Source organism: Mycobacterium sp. NGS41 (assembly GCF_059812725.1).
In genome coordinates, this window is the sequence record NZ_JCALDF010000031.1 from 12,932 (window position 1) to 29,052 (window position 16,121).

Consider the following 16,121-nt stretch of genomic DNA (forward strand, 5'->3'; position numbering starts at 1 on the left):
GCGTGGCCGGTGTACGGTTCGCTCGTGACGGCAGCTGACTCGACTCGAACCGGCTCGCGCGATTGGATCCAGGCCGCATTCCGTCCCCGCACCAGTGCACCGAACACGGTGACGGTGCTGCGGTCGGTGTTGTGGCCGCTGGCCATCCTTTCGGTGCTCCACCGCAGCATCGTGCTCACCACCAACGGCAACATCACCGACGATTTCAAGCCGGTCTACCGGGCGGTGCTCAACTTCCGGCGCGGCTGGGACATCTACAACGAGCACTTCGACTACGTCGACCCGCACTACCTGTATCCGCCCGGCGGGACGCTGCTGATGGCTCCGTTCGGCTACCTGCCCTTCGCGCCGTCGCGGTATCTGTTTATTTTGATCAACACCGTGGCCATCCTGATCGCCTGGTATCTGCTGCTGCGGCTGTTCAAGTTCACGCTGTCCTCGGTGGCCGCCCCCGCGTTGCTGCTGGCAATGTTCTGCACCGAGACGGTGACCAACACGCTGGTGTTCACCAACATCAACGGCTGCGTCCTGCTGGCGGAGGTGTTGTTCGTGCGGTGGCTGCTGGACGGCAAAGTGGGCTATCAGTGGTGGGCGGGCGTCGCCGTCGGGCTGACGCTGACGCTCAAGCCTGTGCTGGCCCCGTTGCTGTTGCTGCCGCTGCTGAACCGCCAGTGGCGGGCCCTGGTGCCCGCCGTCCTGGTGCCCGCGGTCATCAACGTGGCGGCGATCCCGCTGGTCAGCGACCCGATGGACTTCTTCACCCGCACGTTGCCCTACATCGGGGGCGTCCGGGACTACTTCAACAGCTCGATCGAGGGCAATGGCGTGTACTTCGGGCTGCCCACCTGGATGATCGTGTTCCTGCGGATTCTTTTCACGCTGCTCGCGATCGGCGCGATGTGGCTGTTGTACCGCTACTACCGCACCCGCGACCCGCTGTTCTGGTTCGCAAACTCGGCCGGTGTGCTGCTGCTGTGGTCGTGGCTGGCGCTGCCGTTGGCCCAGGGCTACTACTCGATGATGCTGTTCCCGTTCCTGATGACGGTCGTGCTGCCCAATTCGCTGATCCGCAGCTGGCCGGCGTGGCTGGCGATCTACGGCTTTATGACGCTGGACCGCTGGCTGCTGCTCAACTGGATGAGATGGGGGCGCGCGTTGGAGTACCTCAAGATCACCTACGGGTGGTCGCTGCTGCTGATCGTGGTGTTCACGGTGCTGTACTTCCGCTATCTGGACGCCAAGGCGGAGGACCGGTTGGACAGCGGCATCGATCCGGCGTGGCTGACGGAAGACCGGGCTAGCGTGGACACATGAGCCATCCAAAGCTAGAACTCACCGATGACGAGTGGCGTCAAAAGCTCACCCCGCAGGAGTTCGACGTGTTGCGTCGCGCCGGCACCGAGCGGCCATTCACCGGCGAGTACACCGACACCAAAACCCAGGGCGTCTACCAATGTCGGGCCTGCGGAGCCGAGTTGTTCCGCAGCACAGAGAAATTTGAGTCACACTGTGGCTGGCCCTCGTTTTTCGACCCGTCGAGTTCGGACGCGGTGATCCTGCGTTCCGACAATTCGCTCGGGATGGCGCGCACGGAGGTGCTGTGCGCCACCTGCCACAGCCACCTGGGACACGTGTTCACCGGTGAGGGCTATTCGACACCGACGGACCAGCGCTACTGCATCAACTCGATCTCGCTGCGGCTGGTCCCTGACGAGGGATAACGCCGGAGGCTGGGCTGCCCCATCCGTCTCAGGGTTCCCGGCTGTCACAAAAAGATCCGGACATGTCTTGTAGTCCAGCTACCAGCGACAAAATTTTGTCGCTGATAGCTGGACTAGGAGAAACGTCTCTCCGCCGGTGACTGGAGTGACCACTGTTGCTGAAGTGCCGCTGTGATTCGAGGGAAAACGGCGGTTTGAGCGGCGTCAGTCCAGCCGGGTCGCGTGCACTTCCCAGAACGGCGCGTGCACCCTGCCGTTGACCAACCACGGCTCCATGGCCCGGAACTGCTCCATGAAAGGCCGAACCTGGTGGGCCGCATCGGGATTGCGCGCGGCCATCATCTCGATCGACTCGGCGCTGAGGTTGACCAGATAGGTGGTCGTGCCCAGGTAGGTGATCTCCCAACCGCCGTAGGGAAGCACCTGGCGGAAGTCGTCCTCGGACAAACTCCGAAACATCCTGAAGCCGTTGACGTCACGGTCCCCGAACTCGAACATGTACAACCGCGCTCCCGGCTTGGTTGCCCGCCGCAACGCCTGAACATAGGACTGCCGCAGCTCCGGAGCAGTACTGAAAGTGTGGTAGAACGCGCAGTCGACGACGGTGTCGAACCGGTTGTCCAGTCCGTCCAGCCTCGTCGCATCAGCCACCTGGAAGTTCACCGACACCCCGGCCCTGCGAGCGTTCGCCTGAGCACGCTCGATGGCCGCGGCCGATCCGTCGATACCGGTGGCCGAATAGCCCTTCGAGGCGTAGTAAATCGCGTGATGCCCCGGGCCGGTGCCCGGGTCGAGCACCTCACCCTTGATTGCGCCCAGCGCGACCAGCCGCTGGACCACCGGCTGGGGACCGCCGATGTCCCACGGCGTGGCGGTGGGCAAGCCGTGCGACAGCCGTGCGTCGCGATACGTCTCTTCGAAACGAGCGGGATCGGTCGGGTCCGGGAAGCTCATGGCAGCGCATTCACCAGCTGCTCGACCGGTACCCGCGGCCCGGTGAAGAACGGCGTCTCAGCCCGGGTATGCCGTCGGGCGTCGGTGGCCCGCAGTTCCCGCATCAGGTCGACGATGCGGTCCAGTTCGGGGGCCTCGAACGCGAGGATCCACTCGTAGTCGCCGAGCGCGAACGCGGGCACGGTGTTGGCCCGAACATCCTTGTACTCGCGGGCTGCCATGCCGTGCTCGGCGAGCATGCGGCGGCGCTCCTCGTCGGGCAACAGGTACCACTCGTAGGACCGCACGAACGGATACACGCAGATGTAATTGCCGGGCTCCTCGCCGGCCAGAAACGCCGGGATATGGCTCTTGTTGAACTCCGCCGGCCGGTGCAGCGCGACGCTGCTCCACACCGGCGTACTGGCCCGGCCCAGCATGGTGGTGCGACGAAAATCGGCGTAGGTCGCCTGCAATAACTCGACGCGCTCCGCGTGGGTCCAGATCATGAAGTCGGCGTCGGCGCGCAGCCCCGCCACGTCGTAAAGGCCGCGCACCACGACCCCGCGTTCCTCCTGCTGCTTGAAGAACGTCGCGGCGTCGTCCACCACAGCGTCGCGCCCATCACCGAGCTCACCGGGACGCACCGAGAACACCGAGAACATCAGGTAGCGAAGCTGCGAGTTCAGGGCGTCAAAATCAAGACGGGCGAGTTTGGCCATGAGATCTATCGTGCCATTTCCGCTTGGAGCGTCTCGACCGCACGTCCGGCCGCCCCGATACAGGCTGGTACGCCAATGCCATCCAGAAAGCTGCCGGCCACGGCGAGCGTCGGCGGCAGACCCGCGCGCACCTCGGCGACCAGATCCGCGTGGCCCGGACCGTACTGCGGCATCGCGTCGATCCAGCGCCGCACGCGAACATCGACCGGCTCGACGTCCACGCCGAACACGGCGGCCAAGTCGCTCAAAGCCCAGGCCAGCAGGTCCCCGTCGGAAGCCTGAGCAGCCAGATCTTCGCCGAAGCGCCCGAATGACAACCGCAGCAGCTGAACCTCACCGTCGAAGCCCCACTTGCGTGACGACAAGGTAATCGCCTTGGCGCGCAACGGCTCACCGCTGGCCACCAGCACACCGGACGATTCCGGAAACGGTGTATCGGCCGGCACCGCCAGCGCCACCACCGCCGACGACGCGCTCGTTATCCGGCGGGCGGCGGCGGAACTGCGCGGGGCCAGGTCCTCGACGACGCGCGCCAGCCGCGGGGCCGGGACGGCCAGGATCACCGCGTCGGCGTGCCAGCTGCCACCGGCGTCATCGCGCAGCGTCCAGCCAGGCTCAAGTTGCTCGATGGCGGCGTGCACCCACTGCACCCCACTGCGCCGGACGAGCTCGTCGAGCAGTACTTGGTAGCCGCCTTGCAACGAACCGAACACCGGCCCGTCGTTGGCCGGCGGCAACCCCTGATGCACCGCCTCGGTCAAACTCCCCGCGCCGCGGTCGAGCGCGGCCGCCACGCTGGGCGCGCCGGCGCGCAGCCCGATCGTCGCCGCCGAGCCCGCATATACCCCGCCCAGTAGCGGATCCACCGACCTCGCCACGGCCTGCTCACCGAACCGGTCGGCCACCAGCGAGGCCACCGAGGGATCGCTGCCCGGCTGCCACTCGAAGGGACGGCCCGGCTCGGCCTCGATGCGCGCGAGAGTGGCCTCGTCGACCAGTCCGGCCACCGATGCCGCCGACGACGGAATGCCGGCCACCGTGCCCGACGGCAACGGGTGCAGATTCCCCTGGCTGTAGATCAACGGCCGGGCGCCGGTGGTGGTCCGTTGGCTCCCGGACAGGCCCAGCTCGCCCAGCAGCGCCGGCATCTCGGGCCGCCGCAGCACGAACGCCTCAGCGCCCAGGTCCATGGGCTGGCCGCCGACCGACTCGGTGCGCAACACCCCGCCGAGCCGGTCGGCGGGATCGAACAGCGTGATGGTCGCATCGTCACCCGCCGCCGCCCGCAGCCGGTAGGCCGCCGTCAACCCCGAGATACCGCCCCCCACAACGCAATACGAGCGTGCACTCATAGCGAGTGGACCAGCGACACCAACTCGGTCAGCACGCCGGGATCGGTCTCGGGCAACACTCCGTGGCCGAGGTTGAAGACATGGCCGGCCGCGCCTGCGTCCACGGCCCGACGTCCGTCGTCGACGACGGCACGCGCGGCGTGTTCCACCACCGGCCAGCCCGCCAATAGCACCACCGGGTCGAGGTTGCCCTGCAGCGCCGTCCCGGGTTGCACGCGGGCCGCGGCATCGGTCAGCGCGGTTCGCCAGTCCACGCCGACAACAGTGCCTTTTCCGGCGCGCGCTCGGGACGCCACCGCCTCGGACATCGCGCCCAGCAGCTCGGCGGTCCCGACGCCGAAGTGCGTCATCGGCACCCCGTATTCGGCCAGCGTGGCGAACACCCGCGCGCTGTGCGGCAGCACGTACTGCCGGTAGTCGGCCAGCGACAGCGTCCCCGCCCACGAGTCGAACACCTGAATCGCGTCGACCCCCGCGGAGATCTGGCCGCGCAAAACCGCGATGGTGAGGTCGGCCAGCTTCGTCATCAGGGCATGCCAATTCGCCGGCTCGGCCAGCATCATCGCCTTGGTGAGGGCGTGATTACGGCTTGGTCCGCCCTCGACCAGGTAGGACGCCAGCGTGAACGGCGCGCCCGCGAAGCCGATCAGCGGAACCTGACCCAGCGCGTCAACCAGCAACGAGACCGTGTCCAACACCGGCTGAATCGCTTGTGGTTCAAGAGGTTTCATCGCATCGATATCGGCGGCGGTGCGCACCGGGCTGGCGATCACCGGTCCGACGTCGGCGACAATGTCCAAGTCGATGCCGGCCGCTCGCAGCGGCACCACGATGTCGGAGAACAGGATCGCCGCGTCGACGTCGTAGCGGCGTATCGGCTGCAGGGTGATCTCGCAGGCCAGTTCTGGCTCAAAGCAGGCCGCCAGCATGCTGTGCCGTTCTCGCAGCGCCCGGTATTCGGGCAGCGAGCGGCCCGCCTGCCGCATGAACCAGACCGGCACCCGGCTGGGTTTGCGGCCGGCGACCGCGGCCAGATAGGGCGATTGGACGAGCTCGCGACGGGTACTCATTGGCCTCAATGCTGCCACGCCGCCGAAGTACCGGACCCCGAACCGTTAGCGGACGGCAGTTTTGGGTAATGCGCGATACGGCGGTGATACATCTACTCGCCGCCCCCTCGACTGCGCGGAAGGAGACGGCCGATGTTGCTTATGGACAAGCCGGGAAGTGGGGCCGGACTGGTCGAAGAGACGGAGTACCTCGTCGATCGGGTGTTGCGCAACGTGGCCCATGGTCGCTTCGAGCGGTCACTGTCCGGGCTGACCGCGTTCGCGGCGCTGGTCACGACGGCGGAGGTGTACTTGGAGCATTACAAGGCCAGTTTCGGCAACAAATGGATGTGGAGCCCGATCGTGGTCACTCCGCCGGTGGTGGTGGCCGGGGTGGGCGGCGTCTTCTCCAAGCGGTGGGCCAAGCGCTGGCTGCCGGTCACCGCAGCCGTGTACGCGGCGAACGGGCTGATGGGCCAGTACTTCCATGCGCGCGGGGTGTCGCGCCGCCCCGGCGGCTGGGGACTGGCCAGCTACAACGTGCCGATGGGCCCGCCCATCGCGGCACCCGGGCTGATGAGCATTGTCGGGGGGATGGGCTTGCTGGCCGCGGTGCTGCGGCGCGAGAAGTGAGCGTCCGCGATGCCGGATATCCCAGGTGGCGAGCACTTGCCTAACCTGCGGCCTGAGGGCCGGCCGTTGCATCCGTCGTGGCTGCCCCGCCAGCGACGCGGCACCACACCGCAGATGATCGGCCGCTACCCCGAATACGACGTGCTGGCCCCCGTCGACACCTGGGACGAAGCCACCAAGTCGGTGGTGCTGTCCCGGCTCGACGAACCCGGGCCGCTGCGGTTTTTCGACGCGTCTGAGGAGCCGACCCTGCGGGCGTTCTGCGACACCGTGCTCGCCCAGGATTCCGACCCGCGCATTCCGGTAGCCGAGTTCGTCGACGCCAAGCTCGCCGACGGCAAGCTGGACGGCTTCCAGTACGCCGACATGCCTGATGACCGTGACACCTGGCGGCTGGTGCTGACCGGGTTGGATGAAGCGGCCGCAGGCTGCGGCGCGGAGTCGTTCGCGGCCGCCGACCTGGACACCCGGGAATCGATCATCGGGCAGTTCGCCGACGCGAAGCTGTCGGGCGGCAGCTGGGCGCGATTGAACGTCTCGCGGGCCTGGTCGGTGGTGATGCGGATGGCGCTCAGCGCTTTCTACAGCCATCCGTGGGCATGGAACGAGATCGGGTTCGGCGGCCCCGCCTATCCCCGCGGTTTCATGCGGCTCGGCGGCGTCGGAAGCCGTGAGCCGTTTGAAAAGCCGGGCGCAACCGACGAGGACCCCGTCAAGACCGTCGAAGAGGACCGCATCGATGGGTGACTTCTGGCGCGGCCTACTTAAGGGCGCGGTTGGCCCGCGGGACAACGACTCCCGCTTCCTGCTCGACGTGCACTCCCGCGACCTGCCCGGCGAGGCCACCATGCGGCGCTACTCCGACGACGAGGAAGTCGACCTCGTCATCGTGGGCGCCGGAGCGGGCGGTTCGGTGCTGGCCCAACGACTGGCCCGGGCCGGCTGGCGGATCGTGATCCTGGAAGCCGGGCCGTTTTGGCACCCCGACGAGGACTGGGTTTCCGACGAAGCCGGATCGCACGAGCTGTACTGGACGCAGAAGCGGATCATCGGCGGCTCCGACCCGGTCGAGCTGGGCAAGAACAACTCCGGCCGCGGCGTGGGCGGATCGATGGTGCACTACGCCGGCTACACCCCGCGGTTTCACCCCAGCGACTTCGAAACCTTCACCCGGGACCGGGTGGGCGCCGACTGGCCGATCAGCTACGCCGACCTGCGTCCGCACTACCAGCGCATGGAGCAAGAGCTGCCGGTGGCAGGTCAGGACTGGCCGTGGGGCGATCCACACCGCTACCCCTTCGCGCCGCATCCGGTGTCGGGAGCTGCCCTGAAGCTCTGGGAAGGCGCCATCAAACTCGGCATCGAGATGCGGGTCGGCCCGGTCGGCATCGTCAACGGCACCTTCGGCAACCGGCCACACTGCATCTACCGCGGTTACTGCCTACAGGGCTGCAAGGTCAACGCCAAGGCCAGCCCGTTCGTCACACACCTGCCCGACGCGTTGGCCCACGGCGTCGAGATCCGGGCAAACTGCATGGCCAGCCGCGTCGAACTTGACGAGTCCGGAAATGCCTGCGGGGTAACCTATTTCAAAGAGAACGGCGACGAGGAGCACCGCCAGCGTGCCAAAGTAGTTGCGATAGCGGGCTATTCAATTGAGACGCCACGGCTTTTGCTCAACTCGGCGAGCGCTAAATTCCCGAACGGATTGTGCAACAACGACGACCAGGTCGGCCGATACGTGATAGTGCAAGGCGCGTCGCAGACCGCGGGCCGCTGGCCGGAGGAATTGCGGATGTACAAAGCGCCGCCGCCGGAGGTCTCGTCGGAGCAGTTCTACGAAACCGATCCCGACCGTGGCTTCGCCCGTGGGTTTTCTATCCAAACCGTCTCACCGCTGCCCATCGGCTGGGCCGAACACGTTCTGGCCGACGGGCATTGGGGGGCGGCGCTGCGCGAATACATGCGTGACTACAACCACTGGGCCACCATCGGGGTGCTCAACGAGCTGCTTCCGCATCCGGAGAACCGGGTCACTCTGGCCGACGAGACCGACCCGTACGGAATTCCGGTTGCCCGTTTCGACTACTCCCTGTCGGACAACGACAAGGCCAACATGGAGTACTCGAAGAAGGTGATCACCAACATCCTGCACGCCGCCGACGCGCAAGACGTGCTGACCATTCAGCGATTCGCACATCTCATCGGCGGCGCGCGGATGGGTTCTGACCCGCAGACCAGTGTGGTCAACTCCGACCACCGGACCTGGGCTGTTCCCAACCTGTTCCTCGCCGACGGCTCGGTGTGTCCCACGCAGGGCAGCGCCAATCCGGCGCTGACCATCATGGCGCTGGCATCGCGCCTGGCCGAACGCATTGTTCGCGGCGATATCAAGGCGGGCGCGGCCGGTCGATCGGTGCATGCGTAACATCCACGTATGCCAGTGCGCGAATTCCCGGTCAGCTATGACGAATTCCCCAGTCTGCGAATCGAACCCGGCGACAACGGGGTGCTGACGCTGGTTCTCGACGCGCCCGGGTTGAACTCGGTCGGGCCGCAGATGCATCGCGACCTCGCCGACATCTGGCCGGTGATCGGTCGCGATCCCGACGTCAGGGTTGTCCTGGTCCGCGGCGAAGGCAAAGCGTTCTCCTCCGGCGGCAGCTTCGACTTGATTGAAGAAACCATCGGTGACTACGAAGGCCGGATCCGCATCATGCGCGAAGCCCGCGACCTGGTGCTCAACCTGGTTAACCTCGACAAACCGGTGGTGTCGGCCATCAAGGGCCCCGCGGTCGGCGCCGGTCTGGTGGTAGCCCTGCTCGCCGACATCTCGGTGGCGGGCCGCACCGCCAAGATCATCGACGGTCACACCAAGCTCGGGGTGGCCGCCGGTGATCATGCCGCGATCTGCTGGCCGCTGCTGGTCGGCATGGCGAAGGCCAAGTACTACCTGCTGACCTGCGAGACGCTGTCCGGCGAAGAAGCCGAACGCATCGGATTGGTCTCGACCTGCGTCGACGACGACGATGTGCTTCCCACCGCAACTCGGCTGGCCGAGAACCTCGCGAACGGGGCCCAGCACGCGATCCGCTGGACCAAACACAGCCTCAACCACTGGTACCGCATGTTCGGGCCTGCCTTCGAAACGTCTCTCGGGCTGGAATTCGTCGGGTTCGGCGGGCCCGATGTCCGGGAAGGGCTCGCCGCCCACCGCGAAAAACGCCCCGCACGTTTTGGCGACCGCTCCAACAGCTGAGCACTATTCGGCGCGCCTGATTTCGCGTGTCGGACGATAGGTCTACCGTCGGAACGGTGACCCGCGCACGCGACGATGCAGAGCGCAGCGATGAGGAGCGGCGCGCATGACATCAGCTGAACCGGCGCCCTTCCGCGATGCGGTGGCGGCCATGAACGCTGTGACCGTGCGGCCCGAAATCGAGCTCGGCCCCATCCGGCCGCCACAGCGGCTGGCGCCGTACAGCTACGCGCTGGGTGCCGAAGTCAAACATCCCGACGTCGAGATCGTCCCCGAGCGATCCGAAGGCGACGCGTTCGGCCGGCTGATCCTGCTCTACGACCCGGACGGCTCCGATGCGTGGGACGGGACCATCCGCCTGGTCGCCTACATTCAGGCTGACCTGGACTCGCACGAGGCCATCGACCCACTGCTGCCGGAAGTGGCGTGGAGCTGGCTCGCCGAGGCGCTGGAGGCGCACACCGAACAGTTCACCGCGCTGGGCGGCACCGTCACCGCCACCACGTCGGTGCGTTACGGCGACATCTCCGGGACACCGCGCGCCCATCAGCTGGAACTGCGGGCGTCATGGACGGCGACCACCCCCGAGGTCGGCGCCCATGTCGAGGCTTTCTGCGACGTACTGGAGCACGCCGCGGGCCTACCGCCGGCCGGGGTCACTGACCTGGGCTCGCGGTCACGCGCCTGACATGTGCCCCGAGCAGTCTCCGCTGGCGCGTGGCGATCGCGAGCGCGGCGCAGCCGGGCGAAGCGGGTCGCCACCATCGGACCCCGACCCGCCGGGCAGCAACGAGCCGGAACCCACCCCGCTAGTGCACCCCGCCGAGGGGATACCGACACTTTCGGTGACCGTCGGCGATATCGAGGCGGCCGCGGCGCTCCTGGACCGCGGCAGCGGACCCTTTGCGGTGGACGCCGAGCGCGCTTCGGGCTTCCGCTACTCCAATCGGGCCTACCTGATTCAGATCCGGCGGGCCAATGCCGGCACCGTGCTCATCGACCCGGTCAGCCACGGTGGAGACCCGCAGACCGTGCTGCGGCCGGTGGCCGAGGTGCTGCGCCACGACGAGTGGATTCTGCACTCCGCCGATCAGGACCTGCCCTGTCTGGCCGAGGTCGGACTGCGGCCGCCGGCGCTGTACGACACCGAGCTCGCCGGGCGGCTGGCCGGATTCGACCGGGTGAACCTGGCGACCATGGTCCAGAGGTTGCTGGGTTTAGGGCTGGCCAAGGGCCATGGCGCCGCCGACTGGTCCAAGCGCCCGCTGCCCATGGAGTGGCTCAACTACGCGGCCCTGGACGTCGAACTCCTCATCGAGCTGCGGGCGGCGATCGCGGAAGTGTTGGCCGAGCAAGGCAAAACCGATTGGGCCGCAGAGGAATTCGACTACCTGCGCGACTTTGAGGTTAGGGAGGCCGAGAGGGAGTCGGCGCCGGCCGCCCGGCGGGAGCGCTGGCGTAGGACGTCCGGGATCCACAAGATACGTGACCCGCGAGGCTTGGCCGCGGTTCGCGAGATGTGGGCGGCGCGGGACCGTATCGCCCAGCGGCGCGACATCGCGCCGCGCCGGATCCTGCCGGATTCGGCCATCATCGACGCCGCCATCGCCGACCCCAAGACGGTCCAGGACCTGGTCGCGCTGCCGGTGTTCGGCGGGCGCAACCAGCGCCGTAGCGCTGCGATGTGGCTGGGGGCGCTGCAGGCGGCCCGCGAAAGCGCGAATTCGCCGGACGAGGTGGAACCTAGTAATGGCCCGCCGCCGCCGGCGCGGTGGGGCAAACGGAAGCCCGAGGCCGCGGCGCGGCTGGAAGCCGCCCGGGCGGCCCTGGCCAAAGTGTCGCAGCGGGTCGACGTACCTGCGGAGAACCTGATATTGCCTGACCTGCTACGACGGTTGTGTTGGGACTGGGACGCCATCGCGGCGAACGCCGAAAACCCCGCCAAGGCCGTAGAGGAGCAATTGCGTCTGGGTCAGGCGCGGTCGTGGCAACGCGAACTCGTGGTCCCGGTGCTGGCCGCCGCGCTGTCGCCGCCGGCCGGCGCCGAGGACGGCTAGGACGTTGCTGGTGTGCCCTCGTTGAGGGTGAAGCGTTGGCGTTGGGTGTGAAACGTTGGCGCTGGGAGTTAAACCAGGCCGGAAAAATCGCCCAGATTCCACCCTGTCTTCACCCTGAAATCCCTGGGTTCACTGCCAAAACCTTGGCTTCACGCCGAAAGCCCTCGCGTCACGCCGGAGCCAGCCTTCCCGAAGGCCGACCCTAGTCGAAAGGTTCGCGGACCTCGGTTTCAGACGCGAGCGGAGCGCCGAGTGCGGCGACCCAACCGGTGATCCGGCGGGCCACGTCCTGGTCGGTCAGCCCGAGATCGGACAGCACCTCCGGTCGCGACGCGTGGTCGAAGAACTCCTGCGGCAGCCCGACGTCGCGACAGGGCACATCGATGTCAACGCGTCGCAGGGCCGCAGACACCGCCGCACCCACGCCGCCATTGACCCCGTTGTCCTCCAGGGTGACCAGCAGTTTGTGCTCCGCCGCCAGTTCGGCAACAGCGTCGGACACCGGCAAGACCCAGCGCGGGTCGATCACCGTCACGCCGATTCCCTGGTTGTGCAGCCGTTTGGCCACCGCCAGCGCCATCGGCGCGAAGGCACCCACCGCGACCAGCAGCACGTCGTGGTTCAAGCCACCGGCCGGCACCGCCAGCACATCCGCGCCCGAGCGCCGTTCGATAGCCGGAATGTCTTCGCCCACGTCGCCTTTGGGGAACCGCAATGTCGTCGGACCGTCGTTGACGTCCAGCGCTTCCCCGAGTTCCTCGCGCAGCCGGGTGGCGTCGCGTGGTGCGGCTACCCGCATACCGGGCACGATGCCCAGCATCGACAGGTCCCACATGCCGTTGTGGCTGGGGCCGTCGTTACCGGTGACGCCGGCCCGGTCCAGCACGATGGTGACGGGCAGTTTGTGCAACGCCACGTCCATCATGATCTGGTCGAAGGCCCGGTTGAGGAACGTCGAGTAGATCGCGACCACGGGGTGGAGCCCGCCCATCGCCAGCCCGGCCGCCGACGTCATCGCATGCTGCTCGGCGATACCGACGTCGAACAACCGGTCCGGAAACCTTCTCCCGAACGCGGTTAGCCCGGTGGGGCCCGGCATGGCCGCGGTGATGGCCACGACGTCGCGGCGCTTCTTGCCGTAGGCGATCAGCGCCTCGGAGAACGTCGCCGTCCAGCTCGGGCCGGGGACCTTGGTGGCCAGGCCGGTGGCCGGGTCGATCACGCCGCAGGAGTGCATTTGTTCGGCCTCGTCGTCCTCGGCCGGCGGGTACCCCATCCCCTTGCGGGTGACGACGTGCACAATCACCGGACGGCCGAAGCCGCGGGCCCTGCGCAGAGCCACCTCCACCGCGTGTTCGTCGTGGCCGTCCACCGGGCCGACGTACTTCAGCCCCAGATCGGTGAACAGCAATTGCGGCGACAGCGAGTCCTTGATCCCCGCTTTGACGCTGTGCAGCAAGTGGTAGACGGCCTCGCCGACGAGTGGCACCGCCCGGACCGCGTCGCGGCCCTTCTCCAGCGCCTGCTCGTAGGCCGGCTGCAGCCGCAGCGTGGCCAGGTGGTCGGCGACGCCGCCGATCGTGGGCGCGTAGCTGCGGCCGTTGTCGTTGACGACGATGATGACCGGGCGGCGCGACGCGGCGATGTTGTTGAGCGCCTCCCAGCACATACCGCCGGTGAGCGCGCCGTCGCCGACCACCGCGACCACGTGCCGGTTGCGGTGTCCGGTCAGCTCGAACGCCTTGGCCAGGCCGTCGGCATACGACAACGCCGCACTGGCGTGGCTGGACTCCACCCAGTCGTGGTCGCTCTCGGCGCGGGACGGATACCCCGACAGCCCGCCCTTTTTGCGCAGGCTCTCGAAGTCCTGGCAGCGGCCGGTCAGCATCTTGTGCACGTAAGCCTGATGGCCCGTGTCGAAGACGATCGGGTCGTGCGGTGAGTCGAACACCCGGTGCAGCGCCAGCGTCAGCTCGACGACACCGAGGTTCGGCCCCAGGTGCCCACCGGTTGCGGCGACCTTGTGGATCAGGAATTCACGAATCTCCGATGCCAGATCACGCAACTGCCGCTGGGAAAGGGGCTGCAGATCAGCGGGTCCGCGGATCTGTTCCAGCATCCCGCTAGTCTACGCAGCGTCGGCGGATGCCGAATATGCAAAGCGCGCCCGCGACGTATTGTCTCGGTATGCGCGCCGCGGAACTCGCCGAAGACTTCCCGGTGGTGACCGTCGACTCCGATGCGCTGGACGCCGCCCGGCTCCTGGCCGAGCACCGCCTGCCCGGAATCGTGGTGACCGACAGCTCGGGCAAACCGTTCGCGGTACTGCCGGCTTCTCAGGTGGTCCGGTTCCTGGTGCCCCGATATGTGCAAGACGATCCCTCGCTGGCCGGGGTGCTCAACGAATCCATGGCCGACCGCGCCGCGGACAAGCTGGGCTCCAAAAAGGTCCGCGACGTGCTACCCGAAAAGCTGGTCAAACTGCCGTCCGCGCACGCCGACGACACCATCATCGAGGTGGCCGCGATCATGGCCCAGCTGCGCAGCCCGCTCATCGCGGTGGTCAAGGACGACAGGCTGCTCGGCGTCATCACGGCATCGCAATTGTTGGCAGCGGCGCTGAAACACTGAACAACGAAAACACTGAACTCAATGAACTACATAGCGATCGCGGTCTTCGTGATCGCCTATGCGTTGATCGCCGGCGACCGTGTCAACAAGACGCTGGTGGCGCTCACCGGCGCCGCCATCGTGGTCGCCCTGCCGGTGATCAGATCCGACGACGTCTTCTACTCCCACGACACCGGAATCGACTGGGACGTCATCTTTTTGCTGCTGGGCATGATGATCATCGTCAGCGTGCTGCGCAAGACCGGTGTGTTCGAGTACATCGCGATCTGGGCGGCCAAACGCGCCAGGGGCTCGCCGCTGCGCATCATGATCCTGCTGGTCCTGGTCACCGCCGTCGCGTCGGCGTTGCTGGACAACGTCACCACGGTGCTGCTGGTGGCCCCGGTCACGCTGCTGGTCTGCGACCGGCTGGCGATCGGTCCGGCGCCGTTTCTGCTGGCCGAGGTGTTCGCGTCGAACATCGGCGGCACGGCGACGTTGATCGGCGACCCGCCCAGCATCATCATCGCCAGCCGGGCCGGTCTGAGCTTCAACGACTTCCTGATCCACGTGACGCCGGTGGTGATCATCATCCTCGGCGTCTTCATCGTGCTGTTGCCGCGTCTTTTTCCCGGCGCTTTCCACGTCGAGCCTGAGCGGGTCGCCGACGTGATGTCGCTGGAAGAACGCGAAGCCATCAGCGATCCGCGGCTGCTCTTCAAATCCGGCGCTGTCCTGGTGGCGGTTCTGATCGGATTCGTCGCTCACTCGTCGCTGCGCATGGAGCCATCCGTCGTGGCATTGCTGGGCGCCGGCATCCTCGTGGTGATCTCCGGGCTGGAGCACTCCGATTACCTGTCCGAGGTCGAATGGGACACGCTGCTGTTCTTCAGCGGGCTGTTCATCATGGTGGGCGCTCTGGTGAAGACCGGCGTCGTCAATCAGCTGGCGCGATTGGCCACCGAAGCCACCGGCGGCCATGCCCTGTTGACGACGATGTTGATCCTGACGGTGTCCTTCGTGCTCAGCGGCGTCATCAACAACGTTCCGTATGCGGCGACCATGGCGCCGATCGTCGCCCAGTTGGTGCCCTCTATGGTCGGCACCGCGCACCCACAGGTGCTGTGGTGGGCGCTGGTTCTCGGGACCGACCTCGGTGGCAACCTCACCGCCGTCGGCGCCAGCGCCAACGTGGTCATCCTGGGAATCGCCCGCCGCGCCGAAAGCCCCATCTCCTTTTGGGAATTCACCCGCAAGGGCGCCATTGTCACGGCGATCTCCATTGCGCTGGCCGCGATTTACCTGTGGCTGCGCTATTTCGTATGGGGCTGACGACGCAGACGCTCATCACCTGAACCCGTTGTGCTGCTGCTGGACTCGTCCATACAACCAGTCACAGCCGGTCCATTTCGCGGGCCGTGCGGGCGTCCTCGAGGTACCTGCTGGTCGGCGGCAGGTGCGGTTTGGGCGGGGGCAGGCGCAATGCGGCGCCAGCAGCCCGGATCGCGTCGACCAACCTGCGACATTTCGATGCCGGCTGCGGCGACAGCGCCACCGCGGTGCTGAACACGACCTCTTGCTCGGTGATGAGAACGGTCGCGTTGGACGAGTTGTCCGGCACCGAGATTGGTTCACTGACTTTGATGACATCGGCTGTTACTTCGGATGTCGTTGGTGATTGGGGCATTTCGCGCCTCCTTATCGTGTCGGCTTGCCAGACTTGCTGACATGCTCTGATACGCATGAAGTCTCGTCGGATCGCGCGTTGCTGGGCCAGAGAGCACA

General features: G+C 66.8%; 15 protein-coding genes and 1 pseudogene. 10 read left to right on the plus strand and 6 right to left on the minus strand.

All coding sequences use genetic code 11. The features are described 5' to 3' along the window. Positions 1–9 precede the first annotated feature (9 nt). Together aftC and msrB are read left to right on the plus strand one after the other, a co-directional pair. The gene (aftC, locus tag AC5Y21_RS21595; protein ID WP_499915277.1) at positions 10–1,314 is read left to right on the plus strand and encodes an arabinofuranan 3-O-arabinosyltransferase; all 1,305 of its coding nucleotides are present in this window, start codon (positions 10–12) and stop codon (positions 1,312–1,314) included. Continuing rightward, positions 1,311–1,721, plus strand: coding sequence for a peptide-methionine (R)-S-oxide reductase MsrB (msrB, locus tag AC5Y21_RS21600; protein WP_499915279.1), 411 nt, complete (start codon positions 1,311–1,313; stop codon positions 1,719–1,721). The genes aftC and msrB overlap by 4 nt, the downstream gene beginning before the upstream one ends. Before the next feature lie 204 nt (positions 1,722–1,925). On the opposite strand, the gene AC5Y21_RS21605 is transcribed toward msrB, so the two are convergent. The 4 genes from AC5Y21_RS21605 to hemE are packed head-to-tail and all read right to left on the minus strand — an operon-like array spanning position 1,926 to position 5,798. Then, the gene (locus AC5Y21_RS21605; protein WP_499915281.1) at positions 1,926–2,675 is read right to left on the minus strand and encodes a class I SAM-dependent methyltransferase; all 750 of its coding nucleotides are present in this window, start codon (positions 2,673–2,675) and stop codon (positions 1,926–1,928) included. Beyond that, positions 2,672–3,376 (minus strand): hydrogen peroxide-dependent heme synthase, encoded by a 705-nt coding sequence (gene hemQ, locus AC5Y21_RS21610; RefSeq protein WP_499915283.1) that lies wholly within the window; start codon positions 3,374–3,376, stop codon positions 2,672–2,674. The genes AC5Y21_RS21605 and hemQ overlap by 4 nt, the downstream gene beginning before the upstream one ends. A gap of 5 nt (positions 3,377–3,381) precedes the next feature. Continuing rightward, positions 3,382–4,728 (minus strand): protoporphyrinogen oxidase, encoded by a 1,347-nt coding sequence (locus tag AC5Y21_RS21615; protein WP_499915285.1) that lies wholly within the window; start codon positions 4,726–4,728, stop codon positions 3,382–3,384. Beyond that, positions 4,725–5,798, minus strand: coding sequence for a uroporphyrinogen decarboxylase (hemE, locus tag AC5Y21_RS21620; protein ID WP_499915287.1), 1,074 nt, complete (start codon positions 5,796–5,798; stop codon positions 4,725–4,727). Before hemE ends, AC5Y21_RS21615 begins: the two co-directional genes overlap by 4 nt. Positions 5,799–5,930: 132 nt before the next feature. Between hemE and AC5Y21_RS21625 the strand changes: the two genes are divergently transcribed. From AC5Y21_RS21625 to AC5Y21_RS21650, 6 genes and pseudogenes are all read left to right on the plus strand, one after another. Next, the gene (locus AC5Y21_RS21625; protein ID WP_499915289.1) at positions 5,931–6,410 is read left to right on the plus strand and encodes a hypothetical protein; all 480 of its coding nucleotides are present in this window, start codon (positions 5,931–5,933) and stop codon (positions 6,408–6,410) included. Between the two features lie 9 nt (positions 6,411–6,419). Next, positions 6,420–7,157 carry a gluconate 2-dehydrogenase subunit 3 family protein gene (locus AC5Y21_RS21630; protein WP_499915291.1) on the plus strand — a complete coding sequence of 246 codons (738 nt, stop codon included), beginning with the start codon at positions 6,420–6,422 and terminating at the stop codon, positions 7,155–7,157. Then, positions 7,150–8,838 (plus strand): GMC family oxidoreductase, encoded by a 1,689-nt coding sequence (locus AC5Y21_RS21635; protein WP_499915293.1) that lies wholly within the window; start codon positions 7,150–7,152, stop codon positions 8,836–8,838. The genes AC5Y21_RS21630 and AC5Y21_RS21635 overlap by 8 nt, the downstream gene beginning before the upstream one ends. A gap of 9 nt (positions 8,839–8,847) precedes the next feature. Next, entirely contained in the window at positions 8,848–9,669 is an 822-nt protein-coding gene (locus AC5Y21_RS21640; protein ID WP_499915295.1) for an enoyl-CoA hydratase/isomerase family protein, read from the plus strand. Between the two features lie 56 nt (positions 9,670–9,725). Beyond that, positions 9,726–10,357: pseudogene (locus tag AC5Y21_RS21645) on the plus strand (DUF3000 domain-containing protein). Position 10,358: 1 nt separating this feature from the next. After that, entirely contained in the window at positions 10,359–11,726 is a 1,368-nt protein-coding gene (locus AC5Y21_RS21650) for an HRDC domain-containing protein (RefSeq protein ID WP_499915361.1), read from the plus strand. Between the two features lie 202 nt (positions 11,727–11,928). Here AC5Y21_RS21650 and dxs read toward each other — a convergent pair whose 3' ends face one another. Beyond that, complete coding sequence (gene dxs, locus AC5Y21_RS21655) at positions 11,929–13,845, minus strand: 1-deoxy-D-xylulose-5-phosphate synthase (RefSeq protein ID WP_499915297.1); 1,917 nt, start codon at positions 13,843–13,845, stop codon at positions 11,929–11,931. Positions 13,846–13,913: 68 nt separating this feature from the next. On the opposite strand from dxs, the gene AC5Y21_RS21660 reads away from it, so the two are divergent. Further along, positions 13,914–14,357 (plus strand): CBS domain-containing protein, encoded by a 444-nt coding sequence (locus AC5Y21_RS21660; protein ID WP_499915300.1) that lies wholly within the window; start codon positions 13,914–13,916, stop codon positions 14,355–14,357. 21 nt (positions 14,358–14,378) lie between these two features. Further along, on the plus strand, positions 14,379–15,668 hold the full coding sequence (locus AC5Y21_RS21665) for an ArsB/NhaD family transporter (protein WP_499915302.1): 1,290 nt from the start codon (positions 14,379–14,381) through the stop codon (positions 15,666–15,668). Positions 15,669–15,729: 61 nt separating this feature from the next. On the opposite strand, the gene AC5Y21_RS21670 is transcribed toward AC5Y21_RS21665, so the two are convergent. Beyond that, the gene (locus AC5Y21_RS21670) at positions 15,730–16,023 is read right to left on the minus strand and encodes a hypothetical protein (RefSeq protein ID WP_499915304.1); all 294 of its coding nucleotides are present in this window, start codon (positions 16,021–16,023) and stop codon (positions 15,730–15,732) included. Positions 16,024–16,121: the final 98 nt, after the last annotated feature.